19 protein-coding genes are annotated in these 16,346 nt (G+C 47.5%); 8 read left to right on the forward strand and 11 right to left on the reverse strand.

Annotated features, from left to right (window positions below; translation table 11 throughout):
• Positions 1-23 precede the first annotated feature (23 nt).
• Positions 24-908, reverse strand: a complete 885-nt coding sequence (locus NC980_RS21885) for a CoB--CoM heterodisulfide reductase iron-sulfur subunit B family protein (protein WP_190379373.1) — start codon at positions 906-908, stop codon at positions 24-26.
• Between the two features lie 215 nt (positions 909-1,123).
• Between NC980_RS21885 and NC980_RS21890 the strand changes: the two genes are divergently transcribed.
• Positions 1,124-1,261, forward strand: a complete 138-nt coding sequence (locus NC980_RS21890) for a hypothetical protein (RefSeq protein ID WP_190379374.1) — start codon at positions 1,124-1,126, stop codon at positions 1,259-1,261.
• On the opposite strand, the gene NC980_RS21895 is transcribed toward NC980_RS21890, so the two are convergent.
• The 5 genes from NC980_RS21895 to NC980_RS21915 all read right to left on the reverse strand — a co-directional run bounded on the left by NC980_RS21895 (position 1,251) and on the right by NC980_RS21915 (position 4,743).
• A complete protein-coding gene (locus tag NC980_RS21895; RefSeq protein WP_190379375.1) occupies positions 1,251-1,688 on the reverse strand; it encodes a DUF3037 domain-containing protein in 438 nt (145 codons plus the stop codon). The two genes, NC980_RS21890 and NC980_RS21895, sit on opposite strands and share 11 nt — an antisense overlap.
• Positions 1,666-2,448, reverse strand: a complete 783-nt coding sequence (locus NC980_RS21900; protein WP_190379376.1) for a HipA family kinase — start codon at positions 2,446-2,448, stop codon at positions 1,666-1,668. The genes NC980_RS21895 and NC980_RS21900 overlap by 23 nt, the downstream gene beginning before the upstream one ends.
• A gap of 91 nt (positions 2,449-2,539) precedes the next feature.
• Positions 2,540-3,445, reverse strand: a complete 906-nt coding sequence (locus NC980_RS21905; protein ID WP_190379377.1) for a glutaminase — start codon at positions 3,443-3,445, stop codon at positions 2,540-2,542.
• Positions 3,446-3,492: 47 nt separating this feature from the next.
• The gene (locus NC980_RS21910) at positions 3,493-3,819 is read right to left on the reverse strand and encodes a carbon dioxide-concentrating mechanism protein CcmK (protein ID WP_190379378.1); all 327 of its coding nucleotides are present in this window, start codon (positions 3,817-3,819) and stop codon (positions 3,493-3,495) included.
• 117 nt (positions 3,820-3,936) lie between these two features.
• Positions 3,937-4,743, reverse strand: coding sequence for a PEP-CTERM sorting domain-containing protein (locus NC980_RS21915; protein WP_190379379.1), 807 nt, complete (start codon positions 4,741-4,743; stop codon positions 3,937-3,939).
• A 308-nt stretch (positions 4,744-5,051) separates the two neighbouring features.
• Here NC980_RS21915 and NC980_RS21920 point away from each other — a divergent pair, with 308 nt between their 5' ends.
• Positions 5,052-6,482, forward strand: coding sequence for a hypothetical protein (locus tag NC980_RS21920; protein WP_348254071.1), 1,431 nt, complete (start codon positions 5,052-5,054; stop codon positions 6,480-6,482).
• Here NC980_RS21920 and NC980_RS21925 read toward each other — a convergent pair.
• Complete coding sequence (locus NC980_RS21925; protein WP_190379381.1) at positions 6,474-7,364, reverse strand: UPF0104 family protein; 891 nt, start codon at positions 7,362-7,364, stop codon at positions 6,474-6,476. The genes NC980_RS21920 and NC980_RS21925 overlap by 9 nt on opposite strands.
• A 241-nt stretch (positions 7,365-7,605) precedes the next feature.
• Here NC980_RS21925 and NC980_RS21930 point away from each other — a divergent pair, with 241 nt between their 5' ends.
• Together NC980_RS21930 and NC980_RS21935 are read left to right on the forward strand one after the other, a co-directional pair.
• Positions 7,606-8,004: a hypothetical protein gene (locus tag NC980_RS21930; protein ID WP_190379382.1), complete on the forward strand. Its 399-nt coding sequence runs from the start codon at positions 7,606-7,608 to the stop codon at positions 8,002-8,004.
• Between the two features lie 39 nt (positions 8,005-8,043).
• A complete protein-coding gene (locus NC980_RS21935; RefSeq protein ID WP_190379383.1) occupies positions 8,044-8,652 on the forward strand; it encodes a DUF6658 family protein in 609 nt (202 codons plus the stop codon).
• Positions 8,653-8,728: 76 nt separating this feature from the next.
• On the opposite strand, the gene NC980_RS21940 is transcribed toward NC980_RS21935, so the two are convergent.
• From NC980_RS21940 to NC980_RS21950, 3 genes are all read right to left on the reverse strand, one after another.
• Positions 8,729-9,550 carry an alpha/beta hydrolase gene (locus NC980_RS21940; RefSeq protein ID WP_190379384.1) on the reverse strand — a complete coding sequence of 274 codons (822 nt, stop codon included), beginning with the start codon at positions 9,548-9,550 and terminating at the stop codon, positions 8,729-8,731.
• 204 nt (positions 9,551-9,754) lie between these two features.
• Complete coding sequence (locus NC980_RS21945; RefSeq protein WP_190379385.1) at positions 9,755-10,879, reverse strand: HAMP domain-containing sensor histidine kinase; 1,125 nt, start codon at positions 10,877-10,879, stop codon at positions 9,755-9,757.
• Positions 10,876-11,580 carry a response regulator transcription factor gene (locus tag NC980_RS21950; protein WP_190379386.1) on the reverse strand — a complete coding sequence of 235 codons (705 nt, stop codon included), beginning with the start codon at positions 11,578-11,580 and terminating at the stop codon, positions 10,876-10,878. Before NC980_RS21950 ends, NC980_RS21945 begins: the two co-directional genes overlap by 4 nt.
• A gap of 221 nt (positions 11,581-11,801) precedes the next feature.
• On the opposite strand from NC980_RS21950, the gene NC980_RS21955 reads away from it, so the two are divergent.
• Entirely contained in the window at positions 11,802-11,930 is a 129-nt protein-coding gene (locus NC980_RS21955) for a photosystem II reaction center protein Ycf12 (RefSeq protein ID WP_190379387.1), read from the forward strand.
• 353 nt (positions 11,931-12,283) lie between these two features.
• A complete protein-coding gene (locus NC980_RS21960; protein WP_190379388.1) occupies positions 12,284-13,162 on the forward strand; it encodes an N-acetylmuramoyl-L-alanine amidase in 879 nt (292 codons plus the stop codon).
• 13 nt (positions 13,163-13,175) lie between these two features.
• On the opposite strand, the gene NC980_RS21965 is transcribed toward NC980_RS21960, so the two are convergent.
• Positions 13,176-13,901, reverse strand: a complete 726-nt coding sequence (locus tag NC980_RS21965; protein ID WP_242027199.1) for a membrane-binding protein — start codon at positions 13,899-13,901, stop codon at positions 13,176-13,178.
• A 225-nt stretch (positions 13,902-14,126) separates the two neighbouring features.
• On the opposite strand from NC980_RS21965, the gene NC980_RS21970 reads away from it, so the two are divergent.
• Together NC980_RS21970 and NC980_RS21975 are read left to right on the forward strand one after the other, a co-directional pair.
• Positions 14,127-15,563, forward strand: a complete 1,437-nt coding sequence (locus NC980_RS21970; RefSeq protein WP_190379390.1) for a DUF3370 family protein — start codon at positions 14,127-14,129, stop codon at positions 15,561-15,563.
• 4 nt (positions 15,564-15,567) lie between these two features.
• Positions 15,568-16,203, forward strand: a complete 636-nt coding sequence (locus tag NC980_RS21975) for a 1-acyl-sn-glycerol-3-phosphate acyltransferase (protein ID WP_190379391.1) — start codon at positions 15,568-15,570, stop codon at positions 16,201-16,203.
• Positions 16,204-16,346: the final 143 nt, after the last annotated feature.

Raw genomic sequence — 16,346 nt, forward strand, 5'->3', positions numbered from 1 at the left:
TCATTCAGCAACGTCAGATTTTTCTATCGTCCTAATTTTGCCAGTACGGATTGTGTGGAAACAATATGCCGATCGAGTCCTAATTCTTGGGGTGAAACGCCGATCGCGAGTGCGACGAGTTGCGACAGATGCAGCACAGGTAAGCCGAGTGTTTTTCCGGTCATTTGCTCCACTTCCGGTTGGCGAGAATCTAAATTCAGGTGGCACAGGGGGCAAGGCGTGACCAGACAATCGGCTCCAGCCACGATCGCTTCTTCGATATGGGTTCCTGCCATTTTGAAAGATTGCTCAGTGGCATAGCTCGCCAGGGGCCAGCCGCAGCACTGAGTCCGTCCGCGATAGTAAACCGGAGTGGCTCCGATCGCTTCAAACAGATTTTCCATTGATTTTGGATTGAACGGATCATCGTAGGGGTGATCCTGTCCGCGCAAGAGGTAGCAACCGTAGAAAGCCGCACACTTTAGACCGGAAAGTTTGTGTGTGACTTTGGCGGCGATCGCCTCTAATCCGTAATCGCTAACTAATGCCCACAGAAGATGTTTTACTTCGCTTGTGCCTTTGTAGGGCGAACACCCTTCTTTTTTCAGAAAGCCGTTAACTTGATTCAAATAGTCCGGCTCTGCCGATTTCAACCGTTCATCAACGTGCCCGATCACACCTTGACAGGTGCTGCAATGCGTTAACAAGGGTAAGTTCAATTCTTCTGCTAATGTGATATTTCTAGCGTTCACAGTATCTTCGAGCAGTTGCGAATCTTCCTTAAACGTTCCCGATCCACAGCAGGAAGCTTTTTTCAGTTCAATCAGTTCGATGCCGAGCGATCGTGCCACCGCTTTGGTAGATTGATCTAACTCGCGACAGGCTCCCTGCGCCACACAACCGGGAAAATAAGCGTACTTCAGTACCATAAACCCACCTTGGAGAAGCGTTTGACTCTGATGGTACTGCGAACTGATGATCTCATTAAGGCTTTCTCCCGTAATTCCTCGGTTTTGCTGATTATTCTTAATCTTCGGATGCAGAGAGATTACAAAATCTCAAAGCTGATTTAACTCTAAAGCTGGATTTTCTCTGATGTGGTTCTGTCCAAAATAATGACTAAATTATTCAAGGAAATACTGTTATGAAATCCAATACTGAATCCACAGAAGGTAAGAAGTCCTCAGCAGTTCTTCTCACCAGTACATTAATTGGCGTGCTGTCGATCGTACTTTTAGCGGCGTTCTACTACTTCAGTACCAACACTCACATCATGAATTAACTGATTCTATCCGGGCAGGTACAACGATCGTATCTGTCCGGGTAGGACGCACCATCTTATTCAGCAAATCTTCGAGAACTGCGGTTAAGTCCTCACATAGTCCGGTGTGAACTCGTGAAGTTTGAATGATTGTACTGCGGGGTGCAACTAACCAATGAAATCGCTCGCGTTGTGGAAGCTGCCCGATCGCTCCTGCTTGTTTGCCACCCGCGCAAATAGTTGGAATCGCGTCAAGATGCTGGCGCACCAATTCAAGATCGATCGTCGGATCGAGAGCAATGACCCGACTTTCATCGAGTTCAATTCGCGCCTGTAGAAATTTGCGGGTTGGACAAGAGACAATCACGCCAACATTAACAAACTCTTCTCGCTCTACTTTGGGAACAACGCGAACGATCGCATAATCATAAGGCAAGCGGTCGGGCACGGATAGCCTCCTCTAAGAAACTACGGGGTTGCTCTAATCGAGCGTATAGGTACTCGATGTATGCCGATCGATGCTCATCAGGCTGGGAAAACGGAGTGTTCTCAACGAGCCACGACTCCGGGATGAGATTAACTAGCGATTCAATCACCTGCTGTGTGAGTTGTTCAGACATTTTTGAGTCTACCGCTTCTAGTTCCGTCGCAAATCGCAGTAGCACATGATCTTTGATTGCAGGAAATCGATCTTTGCTGCGCTGAAGATAGTTTGTCCAGGTGTGATGAAAGTAAAGTGCGGCACCATGATCAATCAGCCAGAGATTGCGGTGCCAAACGAGCATATTGGCATTACGAGCGGTGCGATCGACATTGGTTGCATACGCATCAAGCCAGACAATCCTCGAAGCGAGTTCTGCATCTGCTGTTCCGGCGACTGGATCAAACGTGATTGAACCCGGAAGATAGTCCAGTGCTAAATTCAATCCGGCACTGGCGCGGATAAGATCTTGAATTTCGGGATCGGGTTCTGTGCGGGCAAGGTCAGGATTGAGATCAATAAAGACAATTTCAGGAACCGGGAGTCCGATTGATCGAGCCATCTCACCGACCATCAATTCCGCAATCAGAGATTTCGCTCCCTGACCCGCGCCACGAAACTTCAACACATACATTCCATCATCATCAGCTTCGACGATCGCAGGCAGCGATCCACCTTCGCGCAGCGGCGTGACATAGCGAGTTGCTGTCACTGTTCGTAACTTCATGATTTAGCGCCGTTTGAACAGGACAAATCATAGCGCATTGGGGATGACGCGAAAGACGCAATCGATCGCGTCTTTCACTTCAGAAAGTTCATTACCTAAACACACTCAATCCCAATTCTTGAGACAGCTTTTCGATCAAAAATATTCCTGCAACCGAATTTCCCACGGGATCGATCGCGGGACTGTAACAGGCGATCGCGCCTTGCTTCGGAACGATCGCTAGTAGCGCTCCACTGACTCCAGATTTCATCGGCAATCCTACTGTTACGGCAAAGGCGCTTGATGCCTCATATAATCCACAAGTCAACATCAACGCTGACACGATTTGCTGGTGGACTGGAAAGATTCGATCGTGCGGTTTGGCTAACAATAAGCCTAATTTTGCCAAGTCCGCGATCGTGCCCGACAAGCAACAGATTTGGTTATAAGTATCGATCGCAATATCGACACGATCGATTAACTGGCGCTGCGCCAGAAGATCCGCGATCGTCCGATTGGTTTGATTAGGCAGCGAGCGCACCGAATCCAATGCTTTCTCATCCAGCCTAAATTCTGTGTGTGCCAGGTTATTCAACCATTGACGAAAAGCTTCACATCTCGCGGTTCCAGATGCTTTTGGCATTAATCCAGTTAGCGCGATCGCGCCACTGTTAATCATTGGATTACGGGGATGCCCCTCATCGAGCTTGAGTTGTGCGATCGAATGAAAGGGCTGATCTGATGGCTGTGTTCCCACCTGCTGAAACACGCGCTCAATTCCGACTTGCTCTAGCAAAAACAAGAGCAAAAACGGCTTCACCACGCTCATCAGCACAAAGGGCTGAGCTAAATTGCCTGCAGTCAAATTTCGATCGCCGATCGTTTGCACCGCTAGGAGTTGAGCATCAACCTGCGCCAATTGAGGAATATAATCTGGCAAGCGTCCTTGAAGCGTCAATTGCCGCGCTTGAGCAACCCAACCCTCAAGGTCAGCCTGTGTAAGATTTGCCAGAGACATGAAAGAACGAAAAAGGAAATCAACAGGAGTATAGCCTTTTCCGATTCTTAGACGCGATTGAATTCGTCCGTGCGATCGCTGTAGTCGATTGGTAAAACCACCATTAAGTTGTCATCTGGACGCGGAATATAGTGCGATGACAAGAAGAGCTTGTCACCCTCCTTGTAGGAGTGCATCTTTTTCGCTGCTTCCAGTCCTGCTTCGACAGAAATCTTCACCTCTGATACATCGCCCCGCACGACGATCGTCACGTATGCCCCGCTGACTTTTTCCATTTCAACGAGCGTAACTCGTGCGGCTTTAACCATGACATCGGCAACAGCCAGCGCAGGCGGCAATCCGCGCACTTCTACCATTCCAACCGCTTTTGCCATAACCGAAAACTCCCTTCCATTTTCCGCGCAGTATCTAGATTATTACAGTTTGTCTATGGTTTGACAGATCTGCGATCGTTGCTTCCACTGTTCACTGTGATTAGGAATTCTAATCAATCAGCGACGTTTCCGTTGTAATATTCCCGCGATTGCGATCGCGGCTCCTGAACCCAGTATTGTGACGGGTTCTGGGGCAACCGTTGGAGTAGAGGCGATGCGGGCACGAGCTGCGATCGGGGAAAATGGAATTGCACTCCGGCTTAAATCGACTCGCGTGATTCTGACCGACCCATTGGCTGAGGTCGTGTTATCCCCTAAAAAGATGAAGTTCGGTAAGTTATAGGGCATTCCTTCGGGTGAGTAGTTGCGGAGCTTGCCTGTCAGGATGGGTGCTTGAAAGTTGCGATTGGCGAAAAGCCCGTAGCGGTCTCCTTTAATGGACAAGTCATATCGGACAATCGATCGTGCTGGATTAAATGCAGTTCCTTCTGCATGAGTGAAGCGAGGCGGCTTGGTGGCTCCGTCGTTTTGTGCCCAGATGCGATCGCCAGATTGTGCATCGTTTGTCCAGAAGCCAAGTTCAATGCCTTGACGATCGGAGCTAAGTACGATGATGCTAAAGCCAGCGCGATCTCTACTTCGGTGCGCCTCAGACAGTAGCTGTAGACTGAATCCTAATGTATAGCCTTGGGTGCGATCGAGTTGAGAAAAGAGTGAGTATCCACCCCTTAAGCTATCGGATGCAGTGGTGTTTAACGTTGTGCCACCACTGCTAACGGTTTCACTGCTGGGAGACACGATCGCACTCCAGCTTTGTGCGGAGAATGACGTGTTGCGCGAACCATCGTATAACGTTACAGTCTGTGCTTTTGCTTGGGTTGCGACGATCGTTAGAATCAGTCCTGCAATGAGTGCTGTTTTCATCCCTTATGTCCTCTGACGATGGGTAATCGGATTGAGGTAGAAGCACCCTGCACCTAGCAGAATACAACTGAACTTTGCAAACCCATGTCCTCTTTATGAGAACTTTATTGCGGCGGCTGGTATTATTCTGACCGCACTCCGATCGCGAAAGAATGGTGAACGAGAATCGCAGTGCTTCGCACGTGGAGCTTTTTGGCGGAAGTTGAACATCGCGGCGATTGTTTGCTCGTCTGTAGGTAGTGGGCAAACTGAAGCAAGAGGCGCTGAATTCGCAGTATCACCTAGAGGTTCTACCTGAGTTTGCGCGAATGGGTCTCGTTCGTTATGGTGCTAGAGTCATGAGTAAAACATCAGGTTCACCTGATCGTAATTCGGGAAGCGGAGAGCAAGCGGGGACAATCGATCAGTTTGACGATGAAATAGTTTCTAGCCATCAACTGAATCGATTGACTACATCACCAAAAATTCAGCAGGCTCAAGAAACGCTTTATCAGTTCTTTCTGGAAGTTGTGAGGCAATGGTTTCCAGAAGAAGTTTTACTAGAATTTAAGCGTTTATTTCTCTGCAATGGCGATTTCGCAGGTTCTAGAGTTTCTCACGCGATCGAGCAGCTTATTGCTCAACAGAACGAAATTGAATTTAGAAATGCCCTAAAGCGCTGCTGCTATATCCTAGTTAATAACTGGGATGCTACACGGCACTATACTGCAATCCAATCTCTTATCCAATCTTTTCAAGAGTTTGAAGTTCAATCTCAACTCGCTAATTCAAATCTTAAGCATTTAGAAAGCTGGATTCAGAATTTTATTAATAGTAAGGATTACGAAGACCTAAAACTCTTCGCCACTCGAAATGAGAATCGGCAGAAAAAATGGATTAATCGTTACATCTCTTACTTATTGGTTCCACAATATGTTGAAAGCAATAATCCCATTGAGCAGCGAGAAGCAGCACGGGCGCTTTCCAGGCAGTTAAAAGACCGATTTAAGTTTGATTTAGCAATGTATATTGCAAAATCTCAATCTGCTGTAGTACCCGGAAAGACACCTGAAAATCCGACCGCTTTAGGGGATAACGTTTTGATGCTGGTTAAAGCGATCGTTGCAAAACGAGGGCAATTCAGCTACGAAAACCTAGCCAATATTTTTATTAATCAGATTCAAACTCTGAACTACAGAGAATTTAAACAAAGCCTTCAGAAGTATCTGATTTTTTCAGTCGATCAGCATAGTAGCTTTGCGATCATGCTTCAATCCAAATTAGCTGAAAAGCTCGATTCACTGTACATAGATTACGATTTCTTACCATTAACAGATGCTCTCATTTTGAGAACTTGTAATCGTCTAATCGAGGTATTAACGACTGAAAACCGCCAAGATCCCTCGCCGCTTTTCGTTGCTTTGCTGGCACAAGGCAATTCCATGACGTTAGTTATTGTTCTGTTAAAGTTGGTTCTCATTTGTAGCGCTTCAAGATCCCATCTTGAGGCACAGATTGCGATCTTAATCCGATATTATGATGAGTTGCCGGAGCAAGAGTGTAGCTGGATTATTAACTTCTTAGAAATCTTCAATGTGACGTTTGCAATTCACGCTGAAAACGTACAGTACAACCTCGTAAATATGCAGCAAACTCAGGCAGCGCTCCCCCAAACTTCGATCAATCCCGATCACTATCGAATTTTTTCTCAAATGAAACCAATTATTCGCCATGATCTGAAATCTAATGAATCATCTTGACCATCGCTCGTCGATCGCGGCAAGTCCGGCTCCCATCGCCTCAGCCAAAGTATTCACGAATCGATAGAGCGCGACAACTGCAAGCACTTGGGCGCTTGGAAAGGCTTGGCTAAATATTGCCACGGCGATCGCTTCAAACACACCAATCCCCCCTGGCAAACCCGGAATGATAAATCCAAGGAGCCACGCCCAAGCAAACCCACTGAATAATAACGGTAGTTCTGCACTAGATATCGATCGCAGCGCTAGAAACGTCAAAATAAACCCGACCGCTCGCAATCCCAAAAATCCTAATTCACCTAGAAGCGGTAACAACGGGTATCGATCAAGCTGAATCAAGCCCGTTGATTGCTTCAGTTTGCTCGCCTGCTTCAGCGCAACATTGAGAAAGACCGGATGAATGGCAATCAATATCACAATCACGATCGCGCATTGCAGCCAAATTGCTGAGTGAAATCTCACCATTGCAAAGAAGCAAGCGGCTCCAGCCATCAGAAGCGACTCAAGTAGAATGCTCAGCGTTGCAGGCGCGATCGCAATTCCAATTTGTTTCGCTGCATTAATGCGCCCATAGAAATGCCAAACATTTCCTGGCAAGTATTTTGCAATATTAGTTTTGAGATACGTTTGTGCACCCCAACTGCCAGAAACTCGATAAGACAAAACGCCTAAAATCCAACTCCAGACATAGCCTGCGAAAATGTGGGCGAATAGCGTCACCCCGATCGCAACCGCAAGGCAAGCAATCCCCCTGCCATCGATCCGCAATTTCGTAACTTCTTGCCAGTGTTTTTGCAGCGATTGAAATAAAAAGAAAACAACCGCAGTGAGAATAAGCCAGCGGAGTGTGGATTTAAACCATTTCGCCCGAAAACGCTGCATGAGTTCTTGAATGAATCGCCCTTCTTAGCGTAATCCTTCTGAAGACAGAAAGAAATCGACCTCCCTACTAGCGCGAATGTGACTTGCGTTAGAGGTAGAAATTCAAGCCAGATATGTATGTTTGAGACGCATCAATAAACTGAATTGCTAGAGTTTCAGCCTTTACCTCTGAAACCCTGCTTGCTGATTTGACAAACATAAGCGGAATTGACTTCCGTTCGACACAAAAAGGAGCGCAGGAATGAAACTGATTCGTTTGCAGCTAAAACGACTCAAAAATATTGGACAGCTTTTAGCGACCGTTGCGATCGCGCTTGTTCTGACCCTAAATACTGCTTACAGTAGCGCAACGCCTCTTTTCGTAGCCGATCTCGGCGTGAATACCAATGGCTCAGACATGATTTACAAAGGGTCGGATGTCTCTAACTCGAATAACCCTGATGTTGGAGCCGTTCAACAAACCTCATTGCCGCCTTTGCCGAATGAGAAACAGCCGATGATCGATCGTGCTGACCCAAGCTCGAAAGTGCTTGAAAGAGCAGGTCAATCGGTACAAGATGCTTCAGCGTTTCTCAAAGACACGGCAAATGCTGCCAATCAGCGCCCCGAAAGCAAAATGAATCCCGCGATCGAAAAGTAGTATTTCAACTTTCATGATTTAACTTCAATGGAGATTCTTATGAAGAAAATTGCATCCTTTATCAAAGCGACCCGCTTAAAACAAATTGCGATCGTGTTTTTTGCAGGCGTGATGTTGTTATTGAATACCGCTTGCAGCAATGCGGCTCAAGCGAAAACGCCTAAAGCTCAAATGGATGATGGTGGTTCGCATCCAGTTGGACAAACCCAGCCCTATGAAGGCGGAATGAACAATTTTAGCGATACGCCTCCTGGGCAAATTCCAACGGATAAAGCAAAATCCCTGGTTGACAACGCAAAACGCAACATCACCAGTAACGATCCGACGAAGGCAGAACCTCGCAACGCTGAACTCTACAAGAATCCTGGTTATGCGGCTGAGCGGACAAAGGACACCTTGGGTAATGCTGTAAACAGTCGTGCAAACAACGCCAAAGAAGAAGCGAAAAAAGTTGGCGATCGCATCAGCGCATCCGGTGAACGGGCAGTTGAAAAAACGAAAGAATTAGGTGAGCGCATTCAACAGGGCGCTGGAAACGTTTCAGATAACGTTGGTAACAGCGTTGCTGGTGCAGGTGAAGATACCAAGTTCAAAGCCAAAGAAGCTCGCAAATCGCTGAATGATGCCGTGAAAGACGCGATCGACTAATCTTGTTTCTCCTCTAGTTACCTCAAGTCACTGCTGCCAAGGTTGAAGCCTTGGCTTTCTTGTGGCAAAAATTGAGTCATGATTGCACATCTGTATGAATCCAATCTGAAATCGCTTGATTTACAACTTCAGGAGCTTCTGCCATCACTAAATGCCCGACGTTTGAAACTGTAATGTGCTGGCTTCGAGGTTGATCATGAAGCAAATTCGCTAACCACTGATGTCCCATCGTGGGTGGAAACATCGGGTCATCGCTGCCTGTAATCACCGTAACGGGGCACTTCAACGGATGATGCTGCGCGTCATAGCCCCAAAACGCTTCGATCGCTTCGTAAGGATGAGCATCACTCGGAACCTGATTGCGATCGTGAAACTCTATTAAGGCTGCATTAGATTCTGAAACTATCAGCGATCGCAGCAATTCTTGAACCAATTGCCAGTGATAAAGATGATGTCCACCGAGCGCAAAGAACTTAATTAGAGGAATCTCCCACCAAGGCGTAAGATTGTGCGTCCCCCCTCCGATGGCGATCAGCGCAGTTGCTTCATATCGCCGCACCCACTCTAATCCGACAGGAACACCATAGCTGTGACAGCACAAAATCGGGCGATGAATCTTGAAATGCTGAAGCAGTCGCGTTAAATCGCGGCGATGCCGTCCGATCGAATAGCGCTGATACCGCCCTGATTGTCCATGTCCCGCCAAATCATAGGCGAGAATTTCTTGTCCCTGCGATCGAAAATAATCCCACTGCAAACACCAATTCAAGCGACTGCCCAAACCACCGTGCACAAAGACGATTGCCGGAGATTTTCCAGGGGCGTGAGCAACTTGGAGCGTTACCTTACCGAGTTTAATGGGTGATCCGTCGAGGCTAGCAGCGGTCGATCGCGTCATTTAGGGTTTGCGGTTAGAGTAGGAGCGATGACTCTGCGGGAACAAGTAGCCCATGAAGACAAGTCCCCCCAACGTAATTGCGCCAATGATTAACACAACAAGAGCTATAGGAAGCATAACAGGGGTTGAGGATTATGACTCTACTACTGTAGGAAACTCATTTGACAAGCTCGTGTCTCTCCTATCTCGAAGCAGTGACACCCCCTACTCTCGTAACGATAGAAGCTTGGATTTTTCAGCCACAATCGGCAGAGAGAACCGAAATGTACTACCTTTACCAACCTCGCTTTCTACTTCAATCGTGCCTTTTTGTAGTTCCACAAGCCGCCGACAGATGGCAAGCCCGATGCCGGTTCCACCAGAATGGCGATCGCGCGATCGATCCGACCTCCAAAACCGCTCAAAGACATGAGGCAGATCTTCAGGCTTAATTCCCTGTCCTGTGTCTTCGACTGCAATCCAAATCCGTTCCAGTTCTGTCCAAGCTCTAAGAGTAATGCTGCCCTGCGGCGTGTAGCGTAAAGCATTGCCAACCAGATTGATTAACACTTGCTCGACTCGTTCTGGATCGGCTGAAGCAAGGGGCAAAGACTCTGGACAATCCACGCTAAGTGCGGGACTATCCTCCATCAGTTGATCAGAAAATTTCTGCACAATCGCGACCAGGAGCGGACGAATTGCTAACGGTTGCAGATGAATTGGTAGATAACCTGCTTCTGCTTTTGAGAGTTCTTGCAAGTCATTGACGAGGCGACGCAAACGCACGGTTTCTCTTACAAGACGTTGATAAATGTCAGGAGATGGCTCGATCGTGCCGTCCGCCAATCCTTCTAGATAGCCTTCGACAACCGTTAAAGGTGTCCGAAGTTCGTGCGTGAGATCTCCCACTAGATCGCGTCTACGCTGCTCTACCCCTTCAAGATCTTGCGCCATCCGGTTAAAGCTTTCAGCTAGTCGATTGAGTTCGGGAATTTCGTTCTCAGGCACTCGCTCTTCTAAATGTCCAGCCGCAAAGCGCTGCGTAATTTGCTCCATCTGAATCAAAGGCTGCATGATTCGCTTTGACACCCAATAGCTCAGCCCGATCGCGGTTGTCCCCCCGACCACCACCGACCAAAATGCGCCCCGACTCCAAGCTGATTCAAATCCATCGATCAGTCGCCCCTTGATCCGCACCACGCTAAAATCAATGCCCTGCAATTGTTCTAGATGCACCAAAAATAAGCGAGGGGTGTAAATCTTGCCAACCGTTATTAGGGTACTCAGACCCACGACCATCACGATCATGTGGGACAGAAATAAGCGAGTGCGGAGGTTTGGCTTGCTCATGTGGCGATGTCTTCAAATCTATAACCCACCCCAATCACCGTCTTAACAAAAGTAGGATTTGCGGGGTCAGGTTCAATTTTTTTTCTCAACCGTGCAATATGCGTATCGACAACGCGCTCATCCCCAAAAAAATTGCTGCCCCAAAGCTTGTCGATTAGTTGAGTTCGGTTCCAGACCCGCCCTGGATAGCTCATAAAGGTGGAAAGCAGATCAAACTCTAGCGTGGTCAGATCCAAAGGCTCGGTGTGATCGTCCTTTTGCCGTGCCGCCGATCGCTGATCCACATCGAGAATGAAGTTTTGAGTGCGGTAAACCTGCGATTGTCCTCCCTGGCGCATTGTGCGACGCAGCAGCGCCCGAACCCGCGCCACTAATTCCTTGGGGCTAAAAGGCTTGACCATATAATCATCTGCACCTGTCGATAATCCGATGATGCGATCGAGTTCTTCGCCTTTTGCTGTCAGCATCAGGATAAATGGGTCTTTACTTCCGGGTTTTTGCCGAACGCGAGCGCAAACTTCTAGCCCATCAAGTCCAGGAATCATCAAGTCGAGAATAATCAGGTCAGGCTTTTGCTCTTGGAAAATCTGTAAAGCAGAGATTCCATCGCGGCAGGTACGACATGAAAATCCCTCTTTTTCCAGGTAGAGTTGAATCAGTTGAGCGATTTCCGCTTCGTCTTCGACAATCAAGATTTCCATAACGCCTGGTGTTCTAGCACGTCACCCATTTGTATAGCTCTCAATGTAGCAATTCGACAACTAAAGCCAGCTAAAATCTGAGCCAATGAATTTTCTATTACTAGCTTTGAGTTTTGTTGAGTTTTATGAACTTCCTTAAGAATGATGCGATCGACCGATAGAATAACTTGTATCGAAGCTTCACGAATTTTATATAGAGCTTAGAGTATACGGGGGGACAGATGGAGTTTTTGAGCTTTCTGAACGACATTAACTTTGAAGCGCTCGTTCAAGTGACCTTGGTTGCGATGGTTATGCTGGCAGGTCCAGTTGTAATCTTCTTGTTGGCGCTCCGGGGTGGCGATCTGTAAGCCTCCGAGATGGTGTGACTGAAGGATTGTTTGACTAAAAGTTTTATCAGATTTAAGAGAGAGTAGCTCCAAGGCTCGGTCGTCAAGGCGATCGAGCTTTTTCATGTCTCAAGCGCATAACTTATATCAAATGCATTATTAAAAGTAAAATCCTATTCTCCGTGTTAGGTATTATACAAAAGCTATTTGAAGGGCCTGCGAAATCAGCAGCCCGTATTCAAGTCGTCTATATATTTCTGAAAAACGGGTCGATCGATTGAAGTATCTGTTTGGGCACATTCCCCACTAAAGACGAATAGCACAAAGACGCTTCATCGCTCATTACACTTTGCTCAACCACATTAAGGTGCAATATGTCAGCAAAAATTTATCTGCACTGGACTGCAACCCATTACGACTGGGTTGTAAGAGATCATTACCATACCATTGTGACCGGTAATGGCAGAATTCATCGCCTGCATGACTATACGATTGATTTATCCGGTCACACTTACAGACGGAACGATAACTCAATTGGCATCTCCTGTGCCTGTATGGGTGGAGAAGATCCTTGGGACTTACCACCAACTGATGCTCAAATCGAAGCCATGTGCCAGGAAGTGGCGCGAGTTGCCAAAAGCTGGAACTGGACAGAAAAAGACATCAGTGTTAAATCCATCATGACCCACGCTGAAGCCGCTTCTAATCGGGATGGATGGATTGTGCATGAAAATTACGGGCCTTTAATGTGGGGAGGAACGGGGGAGCGCTGGGACTTCTTGCAGTTGTCCAGAAGAGGCGCTACGAATGGGGGTGACGTTCTTCGAGGAAAAATTCTCAAATACTTTCAAGGTGCTTCCCCCGCCCCTAAACCTCTAAAGTTTGTCAGCGATCAAACGATCGAGGCGAATGGCAAACCTCTAACTGTTTCGATCGATGAAAATGGATCATCTTGGGCTAGAGCCGGAGAGTTACTAACGCTCTATAATTTGGCCTACTTCTGGGATAGCAGTAAGCGCCGTATTCTGATTGGTAATTCAGACACTGCTCCAAAATATTTACAGGATAAAGTTCAACCGAGTGTTGGATACCCTCTGTTCGAGATGAGCCTTCAAGGCGGTAATTCACCGATTATTCTCACAGGGATTGTCCGAGACGGAAGGGCGCATTGCCGTGTTCTTGAGTTTGCAGAAGAATTTGGCATTACTGCATCATTCAATCCTCTCAAGCTTGGACGCAGACTTGGAGGTTAATTAAAAACTAGAATTACCTCACTCGTCGGCGTTGTGGTAATTGCACTTGCCGACGAGGATTTGCTCTAGATCGAGCGGGTCTAACCTGTGGTGGATTGCCATTGCGCCAGACTCCTTGCGATCGTCTGCCATTGGCAAAAATATAAGTTCCGCGCCCATTTCGCTGATTGTTCTGAAATGATCCCTCATAGCGATCGCCATTCGGATACATACAAACTCCAAATCCATTCAGGGCGTTCTGCCGAAACTCACCCTCGCATCGAGTTCCGTTCGCGTAGACAAATACCCCGCGCCCTTGCCGAACATTATTTTGAAAGGTTCCCTCGTAGCGATTTCCACTTAGGAAGGTACAGCGCCCAAATCCATTCAATGCGTTCGATCGAAAGCTTCCTTCACAGCGCGTTCCATCTCGATAAACAAAAATTCCTTGCCCTTCTCGCACACTTTGGCGAAATTCACCTTCATAGCGATTACCACTAGCAAATTGACAAACACCCCGCCCATTTAACAAGTTGTCCTGAAAGTTTCCTTCGCACCGAGTTCCATCCGGGTAAATGAATACCCCTCGACCTTCTCGTCTGTGCTGCCGTAGATTTCCCTGAAATCGGCTTCCGCTGGGAAACTGACACAGATGAAACCCAGTTAGCCAACCCTCGTTTAACCGACCTTCGCAGTAATCGCTGTTTTTGGGAGCCGCAACCGCAGCTTGAGATAATACTCCCAAGCCGATAAAATTCATGCTTAGGACAAAACCGAAAACACCTGGAATCGATCGCAGCTTAACGATTGAATCCCTAATATCAGAGCAACTTTGCACCATAACGGAAGGCATAGGATACGACTTTGCGACAAATTCTATGCTTCATTAACGCAAAGAATGTTCAAATTGGAGCAGTATCAGGAGTGCCATTTTTGACTTCTGCTGTATATTCACTTTGATCCAAGTCAGTTTGATAGTCTTCTCATGTTCCTGATGTTGCCCCTCTTACCTCCTGCCCAGCTTTCTGCAAGGGTTCCAGTTTCTCCTGCTCCGATCGTTTCTCCGCAACCCACAAACCAGGAAACACTTCCTCTACAAGAAAGTGTTCCACCCCAAGAATTCGTCGAAGCTCAAGAAATCCGCGCTCTTCCTGGCAAGCTGGATGATGTTCCCGTTTTTAATAGCAATAGTCCTGAAGTCGTCTTAACCGAAGGAATTTTGCTCTCGACGTTTCCTTCTGCTGGGATGCGTGTTCCTTCAGCCCATCTAAACTACGCCTTTAATGGCAGATTTGATATTTTTGCTCATCACATCTCTAGAGCCAGTAATCCTAACCAAACACGATCGCTCTTTCAAGGCATCGTGATCTACAATCCCAACGATCGACCTGTTCAAGTAGATATCTCTCAAGCCGCGACCTACCTGACTCGTCCCGATGCTCTATTTATCGATCTTCCTCCTCACGTTGAAGATCCTGTTGGGACTGTTTTCGCAGGTCCTGGCAGTCGTGTCGTCAGCGATATACTGCGTGGACGTAGACAGACAAACCTTCCAACTGTCATGATCATTCCCCCAAAGCAGGCTCAAATGCTGATGAACTTGCCCATTCCAGCAGGAACAGTCACCCCAACTTCTAATGGTCGCTCCACATTAATGCGCCTCTTTAGTCAAGCGCCCGTTTATGTCGCCACGCTGGCAATGTTTGCTCCCTTGAATCCGAACCGCACCGAGCGAGTTCCTACGATCGAAGAATGGCTGAATCTGCTTGTCAATGCGGGTGTCGCAGGACCTAGAGATATTCCCCCTACTCCCCCTAACTCCAAAACGACAAACATTACCTATGGTCGAGTGGCAGGTGTCTCCAAAGGCTCCGAGTGGAAAGCACAAATCACCGATAACCGAAAAGATTATCTCAGTATTCCAAGTCCCGGTCATGCCTTTTCCTACGGTCTCAGTACCCTTGAGCAAGGCACATTTGCCACAGGACAAATCCAGAGTGCGCCCATGCTCGTCCGCTATCCTGATACTGCTTACCTCGCTAATGGAAACTATGCAACCCATTACAACCTGACGCTGCCTCTGCGAAATACGACTCGTCAAGCTCAAACGGTTTCAATCTCGATCGAAACGCCAATCAAACAAGACCGCAGCCGCAATGAACTTGTATTTCTCAACCCGCCCGACCCCCGCATCTTCTTCCGTGGCACGGTTCGTCTTCGCTATCTTGACGAACGCTCCATTCCCCAAACCCGCTTCATTCACCTTGTTCAACGTCGAGGTCAAAAAGGTAGCTCTCTCCTGAATTTGACGCTTCCACCCAGCACGGCTCGATCGGTCGAGGTTGATTTTCTCTATCCACCTGATGCCACCCCTCCCCAAGTCCTCACCGTCCGAACTTTATCTAATTTCATAGGTCGATAACATCGTGTTTAGCCTTGCTACTGTTGAACCCTGGCTTTATTGGTCGCTCTATCCAATTCATCGAGCAGTTCTAAAGCTTTACTTTGGCTCGATCAAAATCCACGGACGAGAGTATCTACCCAAACAAGGTCCCTTAATCTTGGCTTCTAAACACTCTAGCCGTTGGGACCCTCTTGTTCTCTCACTTCTTAGCCGGGAACCCCTCAGATTTATGACCAACGCAAATCAGTTTGAAGGAATTCAAGGCTGGCTGATCGAGCGGCTTGGCGCATTTCCAGTCAATCTTTCTCGTCCCAGCATTTCTAGTATGCGATGTGCTGTAGATCTACTTTGTGCTGGGTGTAAACTCGTCATTTTTCCAGAAGGCGGAATCGTGCGCGATCGTCCCTTACGAGAATTCAAAACCGGACTGGCTCGATTAGTGCTGCAAGCGGAAGCAAGTGGAAGGGTGCAAGTGCCGATCGTACCGATCGCGCTCTCCTACTCTCCTACTGCCTCACCCCACGCAAATATCATTATTCGCATCAGCGCCCCCCTCTATACAAGCGCCTATTGCCAGGAAAACGATAAGAAAACTGCCGAGCTTCTTACTCAAGCCCTCTATTCCAAAATACTGGAAAGCCTACCGCACAAGAGTTAATGCCACCTCTCTAGAAATCCCGAAACTTTTTTTCAAAACGCTATTGACACCCTCCTTCTCTTCCGGCTATATTGATTAAGCGGTGAGGGAAGCCGAGCGAAAGCGACGCACTTCATCAGTGCCTGAACCTATACAACAGAATA

Origin of the sequence: Leptolyngbya sp. AS-A5 (assembly GCF_039962495.1) — a bacterium.
Taxonomy (GTDB): domain Bacteria; phylum Cyanobacteriota; class Cyanobacteriia; order Leptolyngbyales; family Leptolyngbyaceae; genus Leptolyngbya.